The sequence below is a fragment of the Proteus sp. STS61-E genome (genome assembly GCF_040932335.1).
Classification (GTDB): domain Bacteria; phylum Pseudomonadota; class Gammaproteobacteria; order Enterobacterales; family Enterobacteriaceae; genus Proteus; species Proteus mirabilis_B.
The window spans coordinates 835836-859706 of record NZ_JBFQGE010000001.1 but is presented as its reverse complement, the minus strand read 5'-3'; the positions used below and the strand labels follow the sequence as shown (position 1 = coordinate 859706).

The following is a 23871-nucleotide window of genomic DNA, read 5'->3' as shown; positions in this document are numbered from 1 at the left end:
GTGTTTATCTCCAATATAGCGACAGATAGACTAAAACGCGATAAATAAAAAGTGAGTAAATGGAGCCTCAATGGATAATATCGCGTCAGTATCACAGAAAACAAATAGCAGTCATCGTCATTGGTGGGCTGTTATTGCATTAAGTCTTGCCACTTTCTCTGTAGTTACCACAGAAATGTTGCCAGTGGGTTTATTAAATCCCATTAGGGATAGTTTTAGTATATCTACGGGAATATCTGGTTTTATGATTGTTATTCCCGCCATTATTGCCGCCTTTTTTTCACCCATTGTTGTTATTGGTGCCGGTAAACGAGATCGTAAAAAGATACTTTTATTTTTAGCTCTGCTTTTAGTTATCGCCAATATTATTTCAGCTTATTCAACGACCATCGTTCAGTTATTAATTGCCAGAGCTATTGTTGGTTTTTGTATTGGGGGAATTTGGGCTTTTGCCGGTGGTTTAGCATTAAGATTAGTACCAGAAAAATCCGTTGCTTTGGCGACTTCGCTTATTTTTGGTGGTGTAGCTGCGGCATCGGTATTAGGTATTCCTATGGGCGTTTTTATTGGTGAATATCTAGGTTGGCGTGGTGCTTTTATTGTTATGGGGTTATTTTCATTCACAGTATTAGTATTAATGTTTATTTGTTTACCTTCATTACCCGGTTCAACATCTTCTCTCTCTAAAGCCTTCTTTGCACAGTTTAAAAATACACAGCTAGTTTTAGGATTATTAGTCACACTCTTTCTCGTGTGTGCTCATTTTATGGTGTTTACTTATGTTCGCCCATTACTCCAAACCACAACTACGCTGTCAAACAACACATTGGCATTACTTTTATTTGCATATGGCATTAGCGGGATCATCGGTAATTTTATCTTTGGTATTCAATCAGCAAAAAGACTCAACATTGCAGTTTCAGTTATTATCATTGGCATATTAAGCGTCTTTTTAGGTTTTTTATTTTGGGTATCATCTCCAATAATGGCGATTACGGTTATGTTAATTTGGGGATTAATGTATGGCGGCGTTTCAGTCGCACTAATGACATGGATCATGACAGCAGCTCCTAAAGGAATTGAACTAGGAAGTTCTGCTTATATTGCAATTTTTAATTTAGCCATTGCGTTAGGTGCTTATTTAGGCGGCTTAAGCGTTGATAATTATGGATTAAACTCAGTATTACTTATTGCTGTATTGTTTATTGCATCCGCTTTATTGTGTGTTTTTTCATCAAGATATGCGAAGTGTTCAGCTAAATAACAAACTCAAGTTTGCCATAAATAAAAGGGTAATAATTATTACCCTTTTCTCTTTTAGATACACAACAATGTGACACTGTCACGATAAGCTTTAGTCTATTTTAGTAACTGAGTAAATTGCTGATATAGCATATTACCTAATGTTTTTGCAGTATATTCATCGCTATGACCTAAATTATCAACAGCGGCATGCATACCATGATAAATCAATGTACTGGTTAATTCTGGTTGTGTAACGTGCCAGGTTTTATTTTCCGTACCTGAAATTAACAGTGATTGAATTTGCTGTAATGCTCTATTTTCATGAATATTACTGCTTTGATGAAAAACTTGATGAAAAAGCATATCGTGTAACTCTTGTTTTTCAACATAAGCAATAACGCTGATTTCACACCATTGTTTTAATTTTTCACGATGATCTTGTTGTGAGCAGGCATTCATTGCGTTATCTATTTTATTTAAATACCAATCCATATAACGTGTTCTAAGCGCATCAAGAACATCTGTTTTGGCAGAAAAATAGTGATAATACGTCCCTTTCGCTACCCCTGCTTTTTTTACAATATCGCTAACGGTTGTGGCATCAAAACCTTTATCGAGAAATAACGTTTCTGCTGCATTCATTAACTCTTCTAAACGAACCTCTGCGGGTTTTGTTCTCGGCTTATCTGTTGTTTGTTCTTCTAATGACATTGCTTATCTCCCTCAAAGTCGCGTGTAAAGAGTACTCTATATTAAAGCGACTCACAATGATGATAAATGAAACTCATTATCAATAACAATTGACCGACGGTCGGTCGAGTATTATTATGCCAGTATTATTCATCATTAAGGCAATAAAGCTTATGACTTATTTAAAACGACTGTCACTTATCTGTGCCATTTGTTTAGGCACTTTTATGGCAACTCTTGATATTAGTATCGTCAATGTGGCTCTACCAACCATTCAAAATGATATTCATGCTGATATGGCAACATTGCAGTGGATTGTTGATGCTTATGCTCTTTGTCTATCAGCCTGTATTTTGTCATCAGGGCCTTTAAGTGATCGCTTTGGACGAAAAAAAGTGTGGCTATGGGGCGTGATTATTTTTACGTTAGGTTCAGTAATTTGTGCGATTGCACAGCAACATGAAATATTAATTCTTGGACGTATTATTCAGGGTATTGCCGCTGCTGCACTTATTCCGGGTGCATTGTCTTTAATTACTCATGCTTTTCCTATTGATATTGAACGAGTTCGTATCATCGGAATTTGGTCTTCCGTTAGTGCATTATCACTCATTATTGGTCCTATTTTAGGCGGGGTTTTAGTTCATGCGAGTGGTTGGGCGAGTATATTTCTTATTAATATTCCTATTGGGATTATTACTGTTTTATTAGGTTGGTATGGATTAAGTGAAAGTGCCGATCCTGAAAATGTTGCTTTAGATCCCTTCGGTCAATTAACCAGTATGTTGGGATTAGGATTGCTGACTTATGGCTTAATTGAAGCTGGCTCTGTGGGGTGGACACATTATAGAACAGTATCAACACTGATTGCGGGTGTTATATTTCTTACCCTTTTCTTAATGATAGAAAAACGTGTTGAACGTCCATTATTACCACTGGCTTTATTTAAAGATCGCACGTTCTTTCAATATAATCTCTCTTCTTTTACCTTGGGTTTTGCCACATATAGTAATGTCTTTTTTATCGCTTTCTTTCTGCAAAAAGCACAAGGATGGAGTGCATTAGAAACAGGTTGGAGAATGGCACCAGAATTTATTGCAATGGCACTATTTTCCATGTCTTTTGGACGACTCTCTTCTTATTTCTCAGTTAGAAAATTGATGATCTGTGGTTTCTTATTTATCGCGATTTCTTCTTGTTTATTAGCGACATTAGCAACCAATAGCCACTATGGAATAACTGGAAGCTACCTCTTTGTATTAGGTGCCGGAATGGGGTTATCAACGCCAGCAATAGGTGCTTTAGTGATGAAAAGCGTACCATCATCTCGCTCTGGTATGGCGTCAGCCACGATGAATGCATTAAGACAAACTGGCATGACAATGGGAATTGCTTTATTAGGTACATTGATGGTGCAACAAGCAATCCATTATATGGTTATTCAAAGTCAGGTATTGGGAATATCTGTAAACTATATCGATATTGTCAGTTTAGTGACTGAAAATACGACAAATAATTTAGACAAAGGATTTGTCACTTTGTTACCTGAGGCATTTAATTCGGGATTTGCTTATGCGATTGCAACCGCGGGGATCTCATGTTTTGTGACACTATTTATTGTGCTCTTTCCTGTTAAAGCAAAACATAATGCACTTACTCAACAGATCACAGATTAATATTTATAAACGCTGAGCTAGAAACTCAAGAAAAGACTCAATATTGCGTGAAAGCGAGCTACGAGTTGCATATATTGCCACTAAATTAATTGTTGCGGGTTGTTGAGGAAATTCAATAGCCCGTAATTTTCCCGCTTCAATCATATCAAGACAGCAATGTTCAGCTAAAATAGCAAATCCCAATCCTTTTAATACCGCAGATTTTGCCAATATGGCGCTGTTTACTCGGTAATTGCTATTAATGGTTATTCTGATTGGTTTTTTATTTTCATCCATAAATATCCAAGGTTGCCCTTCTAGTGCGCTTAAACTAGAAATACAAGGCAATTTACTTAATTGTTCAATATGTGTGGGTATTCCTGTTTTTTCTAATAATTCATTAGATGCCACGACAATACTGCGCCATGATTTAATTAAGCGAGAGTGATAACTACTGTCCGCTAAATTTCCACGATGAAAAGTTAATAGCAAATCAATATCATCATCGATGATATTTCTTGGCATTAATTGGGTATCACATTGAATAAGTAAATTAGGATGAAGTACAGCAAAATCAGCCAAAATATCACCAAGTAGTTCACTACCATATTCACTCGGAATAGTTAAACGAAAAGTGCCCGTTAATGGCCCATTACTGGTGATATTGCTTACAACATTATCCAACTCGATTAAGGTTTTATTTCCTTGCTGATAGAGTGTTTTGCCTTGTTCAGTAAGGCGCATCTTTCGAGTTGTTCTGTCAATAAGTTTACAGTTGAGCTGCTGTTCAAGCTGTTTAATTGCTCGACTGATATTTGAGGTAGGCATAGATAATAGCCGAGCCGCGGCTGCAAATTGCCCTTGCTCTGCTACAGCAGAAAAAATACGTAATAAATTAAGATCAATTTGCATAAATAATTCACTGCCTACTGCATTTCTATTATTCAAGATAGGCAGTGTATCATTCATTCTCTTTTCTCTCGTTAATAATTAACAGTAACCATGAGACATGAGTTTTTGATAACGTTTATCTAAAAGTTCTTCGGTTGAGTAGCTTTTTAATAATGCTAAATCAGTTAATAACTGTTGCTTAAGAAATTCTGCAGCTTGTTGGTGATCACGATGGGCTCCACCTAATGGTTCGGGAATAATGGCATCGATAATACCTAATGCTTGTAATTTAGGTGCGGTCATTCCCATAGTTTCTGCCGCAATTGGCGCTTTATCAGAACTTTTCCATAAAATAGAAGCACACCCTTCTGGTGAAATTGCCGCATAAGTACTGTATTGCAACATATTAACTTTATCACCAACACCAATTGCTAACGCACCGCCAGAGAATCCTTCACCCGTAATAGTGCAAATAATCGGTGTTTTTAATCGCGACATTTCAAGAATGTTACGAGCAATAGCTTCTGCTTGTCCGCGCTCTTCAGCACCGACACCAGGATAAGCGCCCGCAGAATCAATAAAAATAATGACAGGTAGATGAAAGCGCTCTGCCATTTTCATTAAACGTAATGCTTTTCTGTAACCTTCTGGTGATGGCATACCAAAATTGCGAAGAATTTTCTCTTTTGTATCACGACCTTTTTGTTGCCCGATCACCATGACTGGCATTTTGTCTAAACGCGCTAAACCTGCAACAATCGCTTTATCATCAGCATAAGCTCTATCACCCGCCAATTCCTGAAAATCAGTAAAAATCGCTTTAAGATAGTCAAGGGTATATGGGCGCATAGGATGACGAGCGAGTTGCACAATTTCCCAAGCACCTAAATCAGTAAAAATAGATTTTGTCAGCGAAAGGCTTTTCTGCCTTAAACGTGCAATCTCTTCATCTAAATTAATACCTGTTGGTTCATCTTGAGATTGCTTAAAGGTAAGCAATGCATCTATTTTTTCGTCTAATTCAACAATAGGTTTTTCAAATTCAAGATGAATAAAAGACATAACGACCTCAGATTTAGTGCAGTAAATAAAACAGTTATTGATTCAGTCTAGAAAAAATAAGAAGGTGGTGATAGAGATAAATTTGATAAATACTATTATCAAAAATGGGATAATTAAACATTACAACGAGATCAGTAAGAAAAAATACAAGCTCAAAAAGAGCTTTTTCTCTGACTTTAAGCTATACAGAAATTACTAAGTCATGTATTAATATACAGTGCGAATTTGTTCTTTTTTCACCCGTAAAAATCGCGCGAATAATAAAACACTCCATAAAATACAAATAATTAGAAAAAAATAATATGTTCTCAAAAAAAACACGATCAACAACTGCACTGCTATTTTCATCACTTCTTCTTACGATAGGAAGAGGTGCAACATTACCGTTTATGGCGATCTATTTATCGCGGGAGTATCAATTACCGGTTGATGATATTGGCATTGCTATGTCTATTGCATTAACGACGGGTATTTTTTTCAGCCTGGGCTTTGGGATGCTTGCTGATAAATTTGAGAAAAAACGTTATATGCTACTATCTATTATAACGTTTATCTTTGGTTTTGCCGCAATACCAATGGTTCATAGCACTGTTTTAGTGGTTATCTTTTTCTCGGTGATTAACTGCTCTTATTTAGTATTTTCAACTGTGTTAAAGGCCTATTTTTCTGAAACTTTATCGGTTTCAGCGAAACCTAAAATATTCTCTCTAAACTATACCTTTATTAATATGGGGTGGACGGTTGGTCCGCCTATTGGCACCTTATTATTAATGTACGGAACTCAATTACCCTTCTGGCTTGCTGCTATTTCTGCCAGTATCCCACTTTTTATGATCCAGTTATTTGTTCAGCGTTCTAAAGCAATAAATGTTGGTGAAGAAAATAGTGTGAAATGGGAACCGAAAATAATGCTAAAAGACAGAGCATTAAGTTGGTTTGTGCTCTCGACTTTTTTCGGTACATTAACATTTGGCTCTTTTGCGTCATGTATTTCGCAATATATTTTAGTGGTTTACGATGCAAAATTAGCAGAGTCGGTTATTGCGGTTGTATTACCTGTAAACGCTGCCATTGTCGTCTCTCTACAATATATTGTCGGTAAACATGTTACAGCCGAAAGACTACGTAAATTAATGACGCTTGGTACGCTATTTTTTATGATGGGCTTACTTGGTTTTATGTTTGCAGGCAACAATTTAATCTTTTGGGCATTAGCTATCGCTGTATTTACCTTGGGTGAATTAATTTATGCACCTGGTGAGTATATGATGATTGATAACATTGCACCGTTAGGGATGAAAGCAAGTTATTTTTCGGCTCAGTCATTAGGTTGGTTAGGTGCAGCACTTAACCCATTAGCCAGTGGTTTTATTCTGACTTCATTCCCTCCTATTTCTTTATTTGCGATTTTAATGGTAATTTGCGGTCTTGCTTGGTTTTGTATGATCCAAGGAATGAATGTAAGTCAAAAAAAGAGCCGTAGCACTGTAATATAGCACTGTAATTTTGGTGACTAATTAACATAAACAAAAAAGACATCCAATGGATGTCTTTTTTATATGGAATTCTTTTGCGAGTAGTTCGCTACTGCTAATTAATAAGGTTATTTAGATGTTCTTTTTAGTATGGTTTCAATGCTAATGGGGAAAAAGTCATTCACATCGACACCGACATTAATTGCGTTTTTTCCTAAAACATCTAAACGTTTACGTTGAGAGGGATCTTTTTGTGAATTATGAACATGGCCATATAAATGAATAGAATCACGGAAAAAACCTGCCCATTCCAATATAGGGTAATGAAACATCACAATTTTTCTTTTTTTATAATCCAACTCAAAATAATCTTTTACCCATTCAAAAACAGATGCATCAAATTCAGGATCGTCTAGAAATTTGTCGTGATTTCCGCGGATAAGGTACTTTTTACCCCTTAATCGGCGCAAGATTTGATTAGCATCTCGCCCTGTTCCTCGATAAAGAAAATCACCTAAAATGTAGATTTCGTCATTATCAGAGACGTAAGCATTCCAATTATGAATTAAAGTATCATTCATATGGCTAACACTATTGAATGGACGATCACAAAGATTGAGGATGTTTGAATGGCAAAAATGTGTATCAGAAGTAAAATAAATCATAGTAAATTCTTAATAAGTAATAAAAACCTTAACCTTAAGAAAATATTTTCCCTCGGTCTGTATAGTGATATTTTTTCAAAATAATTTCCTCCTTTAGTTAAATATTAAACAATAAGCACAATATCATCTGTTTTATTGTCGTTGATGTTGTTTGCGGTAACCAGATAAAGAATTACCTGTTTCTCTTTTAAAGTATCGGCATAAATAAGAGGGATCATCAAAATGAAGTTTTATTGATAACTCATTTACCGAAAGCGAAGTGTGCATTAATAATGCTTTTATTTCAAGGGTAACTTGACGATTAATCAAGGTCTTAGGTGCATCATTAAAAAATTGCTTTGTTATTTGTGATAAATAAAACGGTGTGATATTAAGCTTATTTGCATAAAAAGCCACCTCTCTATGCTCTAAACAATGTTTTCCAATCAATTCCCAAAATTGCCAACAAAGCTTTTCTTTACGGCTGAATTCTTTTTTTGCGATAGAAAAATGTGTGGGTATTGATTCAGTAATAGCAAAAAAGAGATTTTGTAAGTGATTTTTTAACATCAATTTTCTGTGTTCAGAATAACTGTTATCTATATATTTTAGTTGTTGAGTCCATCTATTTAAGGCTTCATATTGCTCTTTTTCTGGGTGGCAAACAGGATTTTCATGGAGAAAAGCAAATAAAGTATTAGAAAGAGAATAAGCAATTTCTGAGGCAAAAGATTTATCGAGAAAACAATAAAATAAGCGAAAGTTTGCCGATTTCTGACTCAAAACTGTCATCATATCATCGCCTAATATAAGAATATCATTCGCTTTTAACGCTTGCTTTTGAAAACCTATATTAATTATTGCTCTGCCTTCTAAACAAATCATAACCACAATATAGGAGAGTGGTAGAGGGTAACCGGTTTCATTCGTCATATTACTTTCACCTATCATGGCATGTTGTGATGACGCATTAAGTTGTGACAACACTTGACTCAACATAATCAAATACCCCTTTTAATTATTCTCTAGTATTTTTCTGTTTTTATATTTGACGATATTGAACTTAATAACAACCATTTCCTTTTGTTTAGTTGTCAAAAGTACCGATTTTACCTCTTTTATGACATTCGGTTCTTTATTTCTTTTCTTTAAAATACACACATCTTAAAGACATAAGATAAATTGCAGAATATTTAAAAATTAAGAGAAGTTATTGAAATGAAAACATTAAAAACAGAAAGACTTGTATTGCGCCCTTGGAAACGTTCTGATGCGTCAAGTTTGTATCAATATGCAAAAGATGAACGTGTTGGTCCAATTGCAGGTTGGCCTGTACATAAAAGTGTTGAAGAAAGTGCCGAAATTATTCGTACTATATTTATGCGCGACGAAGTTTACGCCGTTACGCTAATTAATGATGATCAAGCTATTGGTTTGGTTGGATTATCTTTCGCAAATGAGAGTAATTTCCCAATTGGAGATAATGATGCTGAAGTCTCTTATTGGATTGGTGTTCCATTTTGGGGTAAAGGTTTAATACCTGAAGCTGTAAAAGAAATTAGTCGGCATAGTTTTGAAACACTGGAATTAGATAATTTATGGTGTGGTTACTTCGCTGATAATGAGAAATCTCAAAAAGCACAAGAAAAATGTGGATTTAAATTTCATCACGTTATTGAAGAGCAATACGCAGAATTTTTAGATGAAGTGAAAGTTGAAAATATTTGCCGCTTAACTAAAGATGAATGGGTTGAGATCCAAAAACAGACCTATTAAAACAAAAACACCAGACTGTGAAATTCACATTATCTGGTGTTTTTTAATATTAATACGACTATTTAATTAAGCACTTGCTAATGCTTGGGATAAATCAGCAATTAAATCTTGTGGATTTTCGATACCAATAGATAAACGAATTGTCGTGTCTTGAATACCAATGCTATGTCGTAATGTCATTGGTACACCTGAATGCGTTGTTGAACCCGGATGGCAAGCTAGAGATTCTGTTCCCCCCAGACTTACTGCAAGTTTAAAAATTTTCATTGCATTAAGAAAACGGAAAGCTTCACTTTCTCCGCCCACAATATCAAAAGAAAAAGTGGAGCCTGCACCTGTGCATTGTTTGGCAAAAACCTGAGCTTCAACAGAATTTTTATCCGCAAAAGGTAAATAGTGAATTGCTTTTACTTTTTCATGGTCACGCAGAAATTCTGCAACTAATAACGCATTCTGATTGGCTTTTTCCATTCTAATTTGTAACGTTTCTAAAGAGCGACCTAGCATCCAGCAAGAATGTGGATCAAGTTGTGTCCCTATTGCTCCTCTTAATAATCTGATTTGATTAATAAGTTCACGAGAGCCCATTGCAGCACCTGCAACTAAATCTGAATGTCCACCCACATATTTAGTTAAAGAGTAAACTGAAATATCAGCGCCTTGTTCTATTGGATGCTGATATACAGGACCAAGCAATGTGTTATCACAAACGATAATAGGACGATAGCCTTGTGTTTTTTCTAATTGATCAGCAACGTTTTTTAATGCTTCAATATCTACTAAGGAATTAGTTGGGTTTGCAGGAGTTTCTGCAAAAATAACGGACACACGCCCTTTTTGACGGGCGTTATCTGCTTGTTCTTGAATAAGTGAAAGGTTAAGTCCATCAGTAAATGGTGTTGCTTGAATACCAAATTTAGCCAGTGTTTTGGCTATTAAAGTCTCGGTTCCGCCATAAAGTGGCTGTGAGTGCAAAATAACATCACCAGGCTGTGTTAATGCCATTAATGTTGTTGTGATTGCGGACATTCCTGACGAAAATAATACGCAAGATTGTGTATTTTCATAAACAGCTAGTCTGTCTTCAACAATTTCACTATTAGGCTGATTAAAGCGAGAATAAACCAAACCTGCTTTTTCGCCTTCAGGCAAAGGTTTTCTACCACTTACGGTATCAAAAAAGGCTTTACCCTCTTCAGCGCTTTTAAAAATAAAGGTAGATGTTAAAAATACAGGTGGTTTAACTGAACCTTCAGAGAGTAATGGATCATAGCCATAACTCATCATTAGTGTTTCTGGGGATAGTTTATGCTCGCCGATATATTGTTTTTTCAGTTGAGAGTCAGTCATTTTTTTATTTCTTATGTTTAATGAAGGATCTTTATCATACTGAAAAAAATTCATGTTGTTAGAATGTTTTATATAGAATAAAAACCAGTAGTTATATAAACATAATGAATTCAAGTATAAAAATAACTTTAAATAAAAAGTTCTATTAATTGAGCAGTATTTAATCAAGGTAATTTGACTAAATAAAAGTTGATTATTCTAGTTAAAAAAGGAAAAAACAGGATGAACTTAAAGATAAAAAGAATAAATGTCTCTTTTTACCTTTAAGTTAAGGAATATTACCAAGCTCTGACTGCATCACCTTTATACATTTCTTTGAATTTTAACTCTATTTGTCTTGAATGCAGAACTGAAATCAGCTTTTTTATATTTTCATCATTTTTGTTATCTTCACGCGTAACGATAACATTAGCATAAGGTGAGTTTTTATTTTCTAAGATCAACCCGTCACGAGTCGCAATTAGTCCCACTTGAGATGAAAAGTTATTGTTGATTATAGCCATTGTGACACTTGGATCATTTAATGCTTCAGTGAGCTTAGGTGTATCGACTTCAACAAAAGTAATTTCTTTTGGATTATAGATAATATCGTCTACTGTTGGTGTGAAACCAACATTATCGCTAAGAGTAATAAGATGATTTTCTGCTAGTAATAAAAGTGCACGCCCTTTCATACTAACTTCATTTGAAATTGCAACGACATCACCAGGCTTTAATTCATTTATATCGCTAATTTTTTTAGAGTATGCGGCTAAAGGAAAGATATACGTTTTACTGGCAATATGAAATTGGTAGCCATGCTCTTTCATTTGAGATTGAAGATAAGGAATGGATTGAAACGCATTCGCATCAACTTCTTTATCGTTCAATGCCTTATTAGGCTGAACATAATCATTGAAAGCAACAATCTCAACATCTAACCCTTCAGTTAATTTCGCTAAACGAATAACTTCATCCCAAATCACTTGATCAGGCCCTGTATTAATTGCCACTTTTACTCTATGTGTATCTTCTTGTGAGCAAGATACAGTAAATAGTGATATTGAGGCTAGAAGTAAACCTGTAATAATTTCCTTCATATCTCCCTCTTAAACAGACTTCGATAAAACAGCGCCATAAAAATCATTTTGATTAAGAAATATCCTAACAGTAGATTAATAACAAGGAACAAGAAATGATACAAGTACCCAATGCATATAAAGAAAAGAATATTGTTTATATTTTTACAATACATTGTTTTATAAAACAAAAAAATGACACATCATATTATGATGTGTTTGTTATTTAATTGTAGATTTATTCATTAACAATTGTGTTTATGCAATTATCAGAATACGCATCTTCAACGCTAAGGTAGGATGATTCAGTTACACAATAGTTATTAAATTGCCATTTAAACTGAATTTCATCACCTCTCTTATTTTCTAAAATAGAATAACTGGAGAAACGAATTGGTGTGAGTTTTTGTAAGTTGTTTCCTACTTTTTCTGCACTTAACAAAACAACGTGGTCTTTTCTCTCAATGAATTTGAAATCAGAGATGGTGATATCTGTACCTTTAATCTTATTGTTATAAAGACTCAAAGCGTTAGCATATATGGACGGAACAATATAAACCTTTTGATCACTTCCTTTGATATAAACAGTTGTCATATCAACAGATGTTGAATCGTTTAATGGTCGTATAGACTTAACAACGACATCAGGAACACCATCACCATTAAAATCGATAAGATTTACTCCATATTCGAGTTTAATATCTGCTGATGCTGAAGCAAATGGTAGCGATAAAAAAAGTAATCCTAGCCCAATTTTTAATATCTTATTCATTGTATTCATTTCTTTTTTTGCTTATTACTTGTGCATCAGACTACTTTGTAGCATTGATTAGTCAAGGCATTTTATGTTTCAAAATAATACAAAATTTACAATTGTATCATCTATAAATTATTTTCATGCTAATAACTATACTTATTTGATTATTATAAAAAGAATATATTTTTAATATTTATATTTTTTAGATTTAATATTTAGCTTTAATATAGAGCAATATAATTTTTAAGATCGCTAATTCTTTCTTTTGTTTTATCTTTTAAGCAACTGCTATATACCATTGGTGCCAAACTACCACCTTGATAATAGTCTGCTTCATATTGGCAAGAGAGATCTCTAAAATTAATCCAAACCAACTGTGCTTGCTTAAGTTGATCTTTTCGACCACCATCTAATTTGGCATAATATTGCTGATAAATACGGTTAAGTTCTTCATCTTTTTGCTGAAAATCTTGATATACACATTGATTAATTTCAGTTTGAGTCGCCGCATTTCGACAATCAAAATTATCTGCTTGTAAATGTATAGACCAAAATAGTATACCGCCAGATATCGCACCGAATAAGATAAGTTTTTTCATCACACCGTCCATTTTTGATTAAAAATATCGCTAAAGATATTTACTTCATTCCTTTACCACTTAATTTAAAAGATAAAAACAAAGTAATTTCTTTATCAGTTTAGCAATATTTCTTATATGACAATTACGTGAAAACAACACAAAAGCATTCTATTTTAGATAATTAAATTTAGATAACAACATTTAACCTTGAGTAATTGTACTGATATTTCATTTAAAGAAAATATTTATTTAATACAAATTTAAAAAAATGATAACTCAATATCTTTTTTCTTTAACAATAAATGCCATTTACAAAAAAATTAAGCAAAATAATAGTCAAATTCTCTTGTTTATTTTTTTCGTACTGAAACAGTATTATTAAAAATATCTAATTAATTTTACTTTAATAAGCAACTCATCTTACCAGTTTCTATTTAAGTGAATTTTAATAAAATCACTTAAATTAATTAGACTAAATAGTCTAATTAGTACATATTATATAAATGTGGTCATAAATGGTTTATTTATAATACTCACGGGTCTGTACCCATCGTGGATTTTTCAAGCTATGAAAAAAGGTTTCAAATCAATTTGGTTTTATTCAGGGCTTATTACACTTATTTTTGTGATTATCATTAGTTGTGGTCAGTATTCTGATTTTGAATTGGATGATCATGCATCAGTGATAACACCGATTAATTTTGTTTCTAAAACAGATACTTTATCTGGAACCTTAATTTTACCGGATCAGAACAACATAAAAGCTGTCGCTATTTTTGTTCATGGCGATGGCGCTCAAGATCGCTTTTCTAACAGTGGATATTTGCCATTAATTAATAGCTTGTTGGATGCTGGTATTGGTGTGTATACATGGGATAAAGCTGGTGTGGGCGAAAGCCAAGGAAATTGGTTGCTTCAATCTATGCAAGATAGAGCAGATGAAGCACAAATAGCCTTACAGGTTATTCAAGACAAATTTATAAATACAGATATTAAAATTGGTTATTTAGGATTTTCACAGGCTGGATGGGTTATCCCTATTGCAGCTACGCATTCTAAACCTGATTTTTCCGTTATTATCGGTGGCGCTGTAAATTGGCGAGCTCAAGGTGCTTATTATCACCAAGTACGTTTAAAAGCCGACAATATTGGTGATAAGGAAATTACTCGAAGAGTATCAGAGCAACTACAACAAGATGATCGTGTATTTGGTGTTAATGGTAGTCATGATATTTCAACGCAGGAAGATATGTCTGATGATCGCTTCTATTTTGTTATTCAAAACTATTTAAGTGATTCATCTAAAGATTTACCTGATATGAATGGACGAGTACTGGCTATGTTTGGTGAGTTAGATCTTAATGTAGATGCACCAAAAAATGCATGTTTATATAAAACCTTATTAGGAAATCATGTAGATAAAACAGTCACCCTATTCCCTAATGCCTCTCATGGCTTATTAAAAGCACCTTTTTTTAACTATCAATTAGAGAATCAATGGCCTTGGTGGAAACAGATGCTTTTTATTTATCAAGGGCGAGATAGCTATTCCTCAGATGCTTTAAATTACTTAACATCGTGGATCACTGAAGATGGGATAATATCTTCTCATTATGTTGATTTTAAATGTGAAAGTATCGATACAAATTTAAAATGAAATGTAGATAATGCCTAAATGAGAACAACTCTTTAGGCGTTAAAGTGTGAGAAATTTGAAAATTGCATTATAAATCAATTTGATATTCAATAATCTCTCGAATTTTCTTTAATGCATCACGCAATAAGTTAATATCAATTGAAGCTAATGCAATACGAATTGCATGAGGAATATTGGTTGTTGTGGCATAAGGCTCAGCGGTCGCAACAGATATTTGTAATTGATGTAATGAAGCTACGATTTTATCCGCTCTAACATCTTCAGGTAAAGAGATCCATAAAAAATAGGAAGTTGGATGATGAATATAAGAAAGCCCTTCAAATATTTCACTCACTATTTTTTGTCGTTGCTGTGCATCTTTACGTAATAAACATTCTAGCTTATCAACAACTCCCTCTTTCACCCATTGGCAGACAATTGAAGTCATCAATGCAGGTGTATTCCATGTCGTCACTCTCATTGATCTCTCTAAAGATGAAATAGTATTTGTTGGAGCAACAATAAAACCGACTCTTAACCCGGATGCTATATTTTTAGAAAATCCTGAAATGTAAAATGTAATATCTGGTGCTAAGGCAACAATTGCAGGTGGTGCTTTTTTAACTAAAAAAGCATAGGTCGCGTCTTCAATTATCATAAAATGGTATTTTCTCGCCAAAGCAATTAATTGTTGTCGCTGTTTTAGTGTTAATACCCATCCCATTGGATTATGAAGTGTAGGAATGCAATAAAGTGCGCGTATTGCCCTTTTTTTACATAGATCTTCCAGTTTATCTAAATCTGTTCCCGACGGTGTTATGGGAATAGGTAATATTTCCAAATGATGAGCGAGTGCTGCTAATTTAAATCCGGGATAACTTAATGCATCTACTGCAACAACATCCCCCGGTTTAAAAGTACTTAATAATGTAATCGCAATACCTTGTTGTGCGCCGTTAGTAATAATAATATTTTCAGGTTCAACCGTGATTTCTTTATTTTTAAGATATTGAGAAATCACTATTTTATCGTGTAATTTGCCACTGTGTGGCTGATAGCGAAGTAATGATTCAATTTCACCTGATGTTGCTAATCTTTTTAGCTCGGTACGCAATAATTCAGCTTGAATAGGCAATGAGGGATAATTGAAATTAAGATCCAACATATCTGCTGCCGTAGGATTTTCTATTCCATGATTTATCGGAAGCGACAACTCACGAACAAAAGTCCCTCTTCCCGTTTCACCAATGATCAAACCCATACTTTCTAACTCAGCGTATACACGACTTGCCGTTGCGAGAGACATTTTATGCTCTGTGGCTAAATGTCGATGTGTTGGTAAACGTGTACCCGGTAGTAATTTTCCTATACGGATCTCGTTCGCCAATTTATCAACTAAAGATTTATAACGAGGTTGAACCATTGAGATTGTATCCATGACAATTATTTGATTGTCATAATTGTGTTCCATAAGATGGAGCTCGGCAAGTTACATCGTAGATACAAGTTTTATATAAATAGGTTTTTATATATCTGTTGCTATTGCGAAAACTGTAATTAATTGTTTTTTATTAAAATTTATCATAATAAAAATGGAAAATCGTATGCAGCAAATTAATCAAAAAGAGCGAACAAATGGCTGGGTAAATGGATTTATAGGTATGTTGATTTTTAGTGGATCTTTACCCGCAACAAAAGCAGCTGTATTAGGTTTTGATCCTTTATTTTTAACTGCGGCGAGAGCAACGATTGCAGGATTATTATCTTTAGCAATGTTACTGCTATATAAAGAAAAACTACCTACATTTAGACAGTGGGTTTCATTAACCGTTGTCTCATTAGGTGTTGTCGTTGGCTTTCCATTATTAACAGCTATTGCACTACAAGAAATAACTTCAGCACACTCCCTTGTTTTTTTAGCTTTATTACCGTTATCTACGGCAATTTTTGCAGTAATACGTGGTGGTGAAAAGCCTCGCCTTATTTTCTGGCTTTTTTCTATTATTGGTAGTTTATTGGTGATGGGTTATGCCATTTCTCAAGGTGGAGCATCATCAATCAGCGCAGATTTATTAATGATAGCGTCAGTGATTGTTTGTGGCTTAGGTTATGCCGAAGGTGCGACATTAACAAAAGCATTAGGCGGCTGGCAGGTTATTTGTTGGGCATTAATTGTATCTTTACCTCCAATGCTTATTCTTAGCTTTATTCTTATGCCTGAAGAGCTTACGACAATTAGTGTATCAGCATGGGTGGGCCTAGGTTATGTTTCGATTTTTAGTATGTTGATTGGCTTTATATTTTGGTACAAAGGATTATCACAAGGTGGGATCGCAGCAGTGGGACAACTCCAATTATTACAACCCTTCTTTGGATTAGGTTTGGCTGCTGTATTACTTCATGAATCAGTCAATTTATTGATGTTGTTAGTAACCATTGGCGTTATTTTTTGTGTTGCTGGTTCACGAAAATATGCCTAATTAAAATCAAACAGTTAAAACTAAAAAACACGCTAAATAACCATATTTAGCGTGTTTTTATTTTAATTAAAGCTCACACTTCGTTTTTAAAACTGCTGTTTTTCTATGGTGATCTAGCGCTAACTCAATTAATTTAGTAATTAATGATTGATAGCCTAAACCTGCACTTTGCCATAATTTTGGATACATACTGATATTGGTAAAACCAGGTAGTGTGTTTATTTCATTAATCACAACACGATTGTCTTGTGTTAAGAACACATCTACGCGAGCCATACCTAAGCAATTAAGAACACGGTATGCTTTTAAAGCAACTTGGCGAATATGTAGACTCGTGTTTTCATCCATTACTGCTGGAACAATGACTTTGGCACCATCTTCATCAATATATTTTGTGTTATAGGCATAGAAAGCATCGTTTAATACGATTTCACCACAAGGGCTAACTTCTGGAGCCTCATTACCTAAAACAGCGCACTCTATTTCACGACCTACAATCGCACTTTCAACAATCACTTTAAGATCGTATTCAAATGCCATTTCTAATGCCGCGTTAAATTCTTCTTCATTATTAACTTTGCTAATTCCTACAGAAGAACCTAAGTTTGCTGGCTTAATAAATAAAGGAAGTCCTAATTGACGAACCATTTCGTTATAAGGAATGTCGTTAATTTGATGCGCCATAATAGTAATAAATGGCGCAATAGCTAACCCTGCACCATCAAGTAGACGTTTAGTAATATCTTTGTCCATACAAGCTGCTGAACTCATGATATTTGGCCCTACATAAGGCATATCAATCATGTGTAATAAGCCTTGGAGTGTACCATCTTCACCGTACGCACCATGAACAATTGGGAATACAACATCGATTTGAGGTAATGCTTGGCCATCTTCAAGTGAAATAAATTGGCCTTTTACACTACCAGGAATAATAGCAACCGCTCTTAAAGGTTTGCTTAATGAAATAGTTTTAGGATTATCGCTATTTAGTAAATAGTCAGTTTCTGAATATTCATGCCACTGACCCTGTTCATTAATACCGATTAAGCAAAGGTCGAATTTCGTTCGATCTAATTCATTAATAATGTTTTTTGCTGACTGTAATGAAACTTGATGTTCTGTGGATTTACCACCAAAAATAATAGCGACTCTTAATTTACTCATTTTCTAACCTTTTATAGGACAGCTATAGCGAATAGGTAGCAATATATCATGATAAAAACCCCCAATGTAGGTAGATAGTTCTTATCTGCGAAAAATTACGATAAAATGATGAAATTCTATGATTTAGAGTGTTAAAACGTCACTATTTCAAGATATAACGACTCAATTACGACAACAATTCTATTGGTATAAGGTAGACACCATGACTGATGTAAAACAACCGATTGAAATGGATATTACTGAGGTCGTAAAAGCAACAGGTATTGCCTCTTCTGCAATCCGTTATTATGAGAAAAAAGGACTTATTAATTCGATAGGACGTAAAGGAATTAAGCGTGTATATCATCGCGATGTTCTGAGTCGTTTGGCATTAATTTCTTTAGCACAACAAGCCCACTTTTCTTTAGATGAAATAGCCCAACTTAGCGCCAACCAAAGGATACCAACAATAGATAGAAATATTGTTCATCTGAAAATTGAAGAAATTGATAATAAAATCAATGAACTTAAACGTCTTAAAAAGGGGTTAGAACATATTCAAGTATGCCCCGAAGAGAATCACTTTCAATGCAGTCGCTTCCAAAAGATCTTAGCCTTAAGCTTGAAAAAAAGAACAAATAAAAAATAATAATCATTCCTCTTCTATAATAACTTATTAAATATTAATCAGTTGCATTACCTTTATTTCTCTCTTGACTTGAAGTTAACTTCAAGTTGTAAGATGCGTATCTCTTTAATCTAGTTATCGCATCAGTGGAGATCTCTATGCCTAAATCAGTATGGTGGCTGGCATTTTCTTTGGCTCTTTTCACAACAGGAAATGCATTAGTACTTTCTGTTGCTGTTCTTGTCGGTGAACAATTAGCCAAAGATCCTATTTATTCAACAGTTCCCTTATTAAGCCAATATATTGGAATAATTTCAGCAACCATTCCAATGGCTCACTTTATGATGAAATACTCACGTAAAGCTGGTTTTATTATTGGTAATATCGGTGGGTTAATTGGAGCATTATTATCTATTGCAGGTATCTATTATCATAATTTAGTGCTGTTTTCTTTTGGTACTTATTTTACGGGAATTGCTATTGGTACAGCACAACAATATCGTTTTGCTGCGCTTGAAGAAACCCCTGTTAATATGCATGCAAAAGCTATTGGCTTAGTTATGAGTGGTGGTATTGTCGCGGCTATTATCGGACCAACTCTAGCCGTTGCAACCCGCCAATTTTTTACAGATTATCCGTTTATTGGGCCATTTACAGCACTGAGTGTTATTTATATTTTAGCGTTTGGATTACTGTTAAAAATCCCACTGAAAAAGAGTGTAAAAGCAAAAACTGAACTTGATGAAAAACCAAGAAGTTATCATCAATTATATAGCCAACCATTATTGTTTTTAGTGACTATTGTTAGCGCATTAGGCTATGGAGTTGTTGTGTATATGGTTGGTGCCATTCCACTTTCTATGAAGCAAAATGGTTTTGAATTTGCCACAATTGCTTTTGTATTCCAATGTCATATTTTGGGTATGTTCGTACCCTCTTTTATTACTGGGCAACTTATTCATCGTTTTGGAATTAAAATCTTCTTTTTCACAGCAATACTCTTATTAATCATTGCATTAAGTATTAATTTACAAGGTAACAGCTTTTATCATTATCTTATTAGCTTTGTTTTAATTGGTATTTCATGGAATTTGAATTTAATTAGCTCTACACATTTGCTATCTAAAACATATTTATCTCATGAGCGAGCAAAAGTACAAGGTACGAATGACTTTTTGATTTTCTTCTTAGGGGCATTAGGAAGTATTACAGGTGGTATTGCTTTCTATTTAATCGGTTGGCAAAGCACTAATATTGTTGGCATTGCTGTTGCAACGGGGGTGTTGTTGACAGCAATTAAACTCCGGAAGCATTTACCTGTTTCGGCACAATAGAGCAATCTTATAGATTGATGACAAATGAAATGTGTTCTTTATTTGGTCATAATTATCTTAAGCCCACTTAAATAGCGGGCTTTCACACAAAATGACACCTTTTGTTTTTCTTACAGGATTGCATATCGGAAATCTATCTTGATAGAATTACATTACCGATTAACTTTTAAACTTAGATGAAGGAGGCTAATTATGTTTTTGTGTGATCTTATTGAATACTCACACTTCTTTGGTAATCGCCACAGCTCAGGCTCTCACAGTATTTTACTGCGTTAACCTGCCTGAGCGACGTTAACTATTACCTCTCCTCAGCTTACAGGGTTATCGCTTGATATTACCCAAGGCGTTGTTATGCCTAAAAATGAGTAAGCTATGAGCACATTATTATCTACACAAAATCTATCTTTCCATAATAATCACGGTTTATTATTAAACGATATTTCTTTAGCACTGATTAAAGGTGAGAAGATTGGTTTAATTGGTTATAACGGTTGTGGAAAAAGTACATTATTAAAATTACTGTCACATCAGTTATCACCAAGTTCAGGTGCTATTTCTGTCGCTAATCAAACGGTTATGGCATATATAGAACAGCACTTACCTACTGAATTACAGTCAATGACTTTAATGGATGCTGTACTTCATAAATTACCTGAAGAATACAGATTATCTGAAGGTTGGCGAGCCGAGTTATTGCTAAGTGAAATGGGATTTAAACTTCACGAAAAAGATCTACTTGTTTCGCAATTAAGCGGTGGTCAACACACTCGTTTATTATTAGCGAGAGCGTTAATTATTGAACCTGATTTATTATTACTTGATGAACCAAGTAACCACCTCGATTTGCCTACTATTTTATGGTTGGAAACATTTTTAAAACAGTGGCGAGGTAGCTTCATTCTGGTTTCACATGATAATACGTTATTAGACAACGTGACGAATTGTACATGGATCATTCGTGATAAATCGCTATCTATCTTTCGGTTACCCTGCTCTCAAGCTCGAGTCGCACAAGAAGAGCAAGATATCAGTGCACAACATCGTCATGATGCGCAACAAAAAGAGATAGATAGAATAGCCCAAAGTGCGAAACAACTCGCAATATGGGGGCATGTTTATGATAACGAGAATTTATCTCGTAAAGCCAAACAAATGGAAAAACATATCGTTCGTTTAAAAGATGAACAAACTGAAGTGACGGCTGGAAATCAATGGGTATTGCAGTTTTCTGGCACAACATTACGAGCTGATAGACTCTGCGAATTAAATCAACTCGCTGTTATTCCTGCTGAAAATGCACCTGTTTTATACACCGTTGAAAATCAGCGTATAAAAAGTGGTGATCGAGTAGCAATAATTGGTGCTAATGGAACAGGCAAATCATCATTATTAAAGATGATTTGGTCACTAAGTTTAGCTGAAATAAGTGAACAAAATGCAATAAAGCTACACCCTCGAGTTGAATTGGGTTATTACGATCAAAAAATTGCACAATTAATTGATAATGATACCCTTTCTGATGCATTAAAACCGTTTGCACCATTAACGGATGAACAGAGAAAAATGGCACTTATTAGTGCTGGCTTTGTTTATACACGTCATGGACAGAAAGTGAGTACTTTAAGCGGTGGTGAACGGGCGCGTTTATTATTCGTTGGTTTGAGTTTAGCAAACTATTCTTTATTAATGTTGGATGAACCTACAAACCATATTGATATGGAAGGTAAAAAGGCATTAGCTGAGCAGATTAGCCAATTTCCTGGTGGTGTTTTATTAGTTAGCCATGATAGGGAGTTGATTGAAAATAGCTGTAATCGTTTTTGGTATATTCATAACGGTGTTTTAACAGAACATCATGATATTGAAGCCATTTACCAGCTTATTTCAGAAGAAGAAATGCCAGAAGCTTTGCTAATGGATAAACTTAATCAGTTGCATGATATCCCATCAGCTCCATTGATTTTACATCATGATGATGATGAAAAACTCTTTAAGCTAATTGAACTAGAAGAGAAATTAGAAGCTGATTTGGCGCGTAAAACTCATCATCAAAAACCTGCTTTACAGGCTCAATGGAAATTAGAGATTAACCAGCTAAAGCAATCACTTAAGTTAATTTAAGATAGATAAGATTTTGTTTAAGTAAAAGGATCACAATGTGATCCTTTTTATTTGTTCTTATTTTACCAACTGATATTCAATCAGATATAAAGATTGCGTTGTCGGGTAAATCTCTCTGATTAGTGCTTTCAGAACGGGGAGTGTCATACCTTCTTGCTGTGCATGATACTCATTGATATCGTCATAACGTAAAGGCGATACTGCTATAATTTTCAATTTTCCATAATGAGTACGATGTTCATTAGCAAATAATTCAACAATGCTTCCCGGTTTGTAATCACTTTCACTTTCATCACGGATAGTAATCACTTTTTTTTCTTCAAGAATAGAAGGAATTAAACGTTCAAAAAAAGTAATTTCTGTTGGTATTGCTGACATAATATTGACTCATAAATTTATTGATAACTTGCTGATTATCTTATCATGCAATAACTATATTTTATTCTTTTTTGTCCGTTGGTGAGTTATTTAATGCCTCAGTCTGAAGCAATCTAGCCTTACGTTCAATCCCCCAACGATAACCTGATAATTCACCATTTTGTCTAATAACACGATGGCATGGAATAGCAACTGCAAGCTTATTAGCTGCACAGGCATTAGCAACGGCCCGATATGCCTTGGGGGCTCCAATTTTATCGGCAATCTCTTGGTAAGTCATTGTACTTCCAAAAGGAATATCTAATAATGCCTGCCAAACTTTTTGTTGAAATACGGTACCTTGGATATCAAGAGGTAAAGATAAGGGTTGTTTGGGTAATTCAATAAAGCCGATGACTTGTGCTATGACTTGCTCAAATTCTTCATTTGCGCCAATTAATTCAGCCAGAGGAAATTGTTTTTGCAAATCTTCTAATAACAGCTCAGCATCATCCCCTAACATAATGGCGCAAATCCCCTTTTCACTTTGCGCCACAAGAATACTTCCCAAGGAGCACTGAGCAATAGCAAAAAAGATAGCAATATTCTTACCACCTGTACGCCAATTTGTTGGTGTCATTCCTAATATTGCTGTTGCATTTTCATAGAAACGGCTATTAGCATTGAAGCCTGATTGATAAATCGCATCTGTAATACTGCCATCTTGAACCAATGCTTTTTTTATTAATTTTTGGCGATAAGCATTAGCGTAATCTTTTGGCGTGATCCCCATCGTTGATTTAAATAAACGATGGAAATGATATGGACTTGCCATAACATGCTCTGCAATGCAGGTAAGCGACACGTCACCGTTATTTTTTTCAATAAAACGGCAGGCTTGCTCAATAAGTTGATTATGTTTATTTTCCATTATGGTAGTCCTTTAAATGCGGGATTATGGCTATTATCGGCAGACATAATGAAC

22 protein-coding genes are annotated in these 23871 nt (G+C 34.5%); 9 read left to right on the top strand and 13 right to left on the bottom strand.

Features of this window, described 5'->3' with window-relative positions:
* The first annotated feature begins 70 nt into the window (after positions 1-70).
* Entirely contained in the window at positions 71-1264 is a 1194-nt protein-coding gene (locus tag AB4J89_RS04025) for an MFS transporter (RefSeq protein WP_368468181.1), read from the top strand.
* A 95-nt stretch (positions 1265-1359) separates the two neighbouring features.
* On the opposite strand, the gene AB4J89_RS04020 is transcribed toward AB4J89_RS04025, so the two are convergent.
* Positions 1360-1956: a TetR/AcrR family transcriptional regulator gene (locus AB4J89_RS04020; protein ID WP_102949508.1), complete on the bottom strand. Its 597-nt coding sequence runs from the start codon at positions 1954-1956 to the stop codon at positions 1360-1362.
* 152 nt (positions 1957-2108) lie between these two features.
* Between AB4J89_RS04020 and AB4J89_RS04015 the strand changes: the two genes are divergently transcribed.
* A complete protein-coding gene (locus AB4J89_RS04015) occupies positions 2109-3611 on the top strand; it encodes an MFS transporter (RefSeq protein ID WP_368468178.1) in 1503 nt (500 codons plus the stop codon).
* Between the two features lie 3 nt (positions 3612-3614).
* Here the strand turns inward: AB4J89_RS04015 and AB4J89_RS04010 are convergent, their stop codons facing one another.
* Together AB4J89_RS04010 and accA are read right to left on the bottom strand one after the other, a co-directional pair.
* Entirely contained in the window at positions 3615-4502 is an 888-nt protein-coding gene (locus AB4J89_RS04010; protein WP_311755078.1) for a LysR family transcriptional regulator, read from the bottom strand.
* A gap of 78 nt (positions 4503-4580) precedes the next feature.
* The gene (gene accA / locus AB4J89_RS04005; protein ID WP_088495584.1) at positions 4581-5543 is read right to left on the bottom strand and encodes an acetyl-CoA carboxylase carboxyl transferase subunit alpha; all 963 of its coding nucleotides are present in this window, start codon (positions 5541-5543) and stop codon (positions 4581-4583) included.
* 302 nt (positions 5544-5845) lie between these two features.
* Here accA and ydeE point away from each other — a divergent pair, with 302 nt between their 5' ends.
* The gene (gene ydeE / locus AB4J89_RS04000; protein ID WP_368468176.1) at positions 5846-7039 is read left to right on the top strand and encodes an efflux MFS transporter YdeE; all 1194 of its coding nucleotides are present in this window, start codon (positions 5846-5848) and stop codon (positions 7037-7039) included.
* 107 nt (positions 7040-7146) lie between these two features.
* Here ydeE and AB4J89_RS03995 read toward each other — a convergent pair whose 3' ends face one another.
* Both AB4J89_RS03995 and AB4J89_RS03990 read right to left on the bottom strand, forming a co-directional pair.
* Positions 7147-7683 (bottom strand): metallophosphoesterase, encoded by a 537-nt coding sequence (locus AB4J89_RS03995; RefSeq protein ID WP_088495582.1) that lies wholly within the window; start codon positions 7681-7683, stop codon positions 7147-7149.
* 132 nt (positions 7684-7815) lie between these two features.
* Entirely contained in the window at positions 7816-8595 is a 780-nt protein-coding gene (locus tag AB4J89_RS03990) for a helix-turn-helix domain-containing protein (RefSeq protein WP_368468173.1), read from the bottom strand.
* A 285-nt stretch (positions 8596-8880) separates the two neighbouring features.
* Here AB4J89_RS03990 and AB4J89_RS03985 point away from each other — a divergent pair, with 285 nt between their 5' ends.
* Positions 8881-9438, top strand: a complete 558-nt coding sequence (locus AB4J89_RS03985; protein WP_368468170.1) for a GNAT family N-acetyltransferase — start codon at positions 8881-8883, stop codon at positions 9436-9438.
* Between the two features lie 66 nt (positions 9439-9504).
* On the opposite strand, the gene AB4J89_RS03980 is transcribed toward AB4J89_RS03985, so the two are convergent.
* The 4 genes from AB4J89_RS03980 to AB4J89_RS03965 form a co-directional block, all read right to left on the bottom strand.
* Positions 9505-10788 (bottom strand): cystathionine gamma-synthase family protein, encoded by a 1284-nt coding sequence (locus tag AB4J89_RS03980; RefSeq protein WP_088495579.1) that lies wholly within the window; start codon positions 10786-10788, stop codon positions 9505-9507.
* A 278-nt stretch (positions 10789-11066) separates the two neighbouring features.
* Entirely contained in the window at positions 11067-11867 is an 801-nt protein-coding gene (locus AB4J89_RS03975) for a MetQ/NlpA family lipoprotein (protein ID WP_088495578.1), read from the bottom strand.
* Positions 11868-12084: 217 nt separating this feature from the next.
* On the bottom strand, positions 12085-12618 hold the full coding sequence (locus tag AB4J89_RS03970) for a hypothetical protein (protein ID WP_088495577.1): 534 nt from the start codon (positions 12616-12618) through the stop codon (positions 12085-12087).
* A 206-nt stretch (positions 12619-12824) separates the two neighbouring features.
* Entirely contained in the window at positions 12825-13202 is a 378-nt protein-coding gene (locus AB4J89_RS03965) for a lysozyme inhibitor LprI family protein (RefSeq protein ID WP_227719009.1), read from the bottom strand.
* 550 nt (positions 13203-13752) lie between these two features.
* Between AB4J89_RS03965 and AB4J89_RS03960 the strand changes: the two genes are divergently transcribed.
* Positions 13753-14841: a S9 family peptidase gene (locus AB4J89_RS03960; protein ID WP_088495575.1), complete on the top strand. Its 1089-nt coding sequence runs from the start codon at positions 13753-13755 to the stop codon at positions 14839-14841.
* A 67-nt stretch (positions 14842-14908) separates the two neighbouring features.
* Here AB4J89_RS03960 and AB4J89_RS03955 read toward each other — a convergent pair whose 3' ends face one another.
* Positions 14909-16258, bottom strand: a complete 1350-nt coding sequence (locus AB4J89_RS03955) for a PLP-dependent aminotransferase family protein (protein WP_368468166.1) — start codon at positions 16256-16258, stop codon at positions 14909-14911.
* Positions 16259-16424: 166 nt separating this feature from the next.
* Between AB4J89_RS03955 and AB4J89_RS03950 the strand changes: the two genes are divergently transcribed.
* Complete coding sequence (locus AB4J89_RS03950; RefSeq protein WP_201161578.1) at positions 16425-17300, top strand: DMT family transporter; 876 nt, start codon at positions 16425-16427, stop codon at positions 17298-17300.
* 66 nt (positions 17301-17366) lie between these two features.
* Here AB4J89_RS03950 and ddlA read toward each other — a convergent pair whose 3' ends face one another.
* Complete coding sequence (gene ddlA, locus AB4J89_RS03945) at positions 17367-18467, bottom strand: D-alanine--D-alanine ligase (RefSeq protein ID WP_088495572.1); 1101 nt, start codon at positions 18465-18467, stop codon at positions 17367-17369.
* Positions 18468-18669: 202 nt separating this feature from the next.
* On the opposite strand from ddlA, the gene AB4J89_RS03940 reads away from it, so the two are divergent.
* From AB4J89_RS03940 to AB4J89_RS03930, 3 genes are all read left to right on the top strand, one after another.
* A complete protein-coding gene (locus AB4J89_RS03940) occupies positions 18670-19095 on the top strand; it encodes a helix-turn-helix domain-containing protein (RefSeq protein WP_088495571.1) in 426 nt (141 codons plus the stop codon).
* A gap of 137 nt (positions 19096-19232) precedes the next feature.
* Positions 19233-20408 (top strand): MFS transporter, encoded by a 1176-nt coding sequence (locus AB4J89_RS03935; RefSeq protein ID WP_088495570.1) that lies wholly within the window; start codon positions 19233-19235, stop codon positions 20406-20408.
* 372 nt (positions 20409-20780) lie between these two features.
* A complete protein-coding gene (locus AB4J89_RS03930) occupies positions 20781-22529 on the top strand; it encodes an ABC-F family ATP-binding cassette domain-containing protein (RefSeq protein WP_368468163.1) in 1749 nt (582 codons plus the stop codon).
* Positions 22530-22586: 57 nt separating this feature from the next.
* Here the strand turns inward: AB4J89_RS03930 and yqfB are convergent, their stop codons facing one another.
* Positions 22587-22907 carry a N(4)-acetylcytidine aminohydrolase gene (gene yqfB, locus AB4J89_RS03925; RefSeq protein WP_088495568.1) on the bottom strand — a complete coding sequence of 107 codons (321 nt, stop codon included), beginning with the start codon at positions 22905-22907 and terminating at the stop codon, positions 22587-22589.
* A 61-nt stretch (positions 22908-22968) separates the two neighbouring features.
* On the bottom strand, positions 22969-23817 hold the full coding sequence (gene ada / locus AB4J89_RS03920; protein WP_088495567.1) for a bifunctional DNA-binding transcriptional regulator/O6-methylguanine-DNA methyltransferase Ada: 849 nt from the start codon (positions 23815-23817) through the stop codon (positions 22969-22971).
* Positions 23818-23871 lie beyond the last annotated feature (54 nt).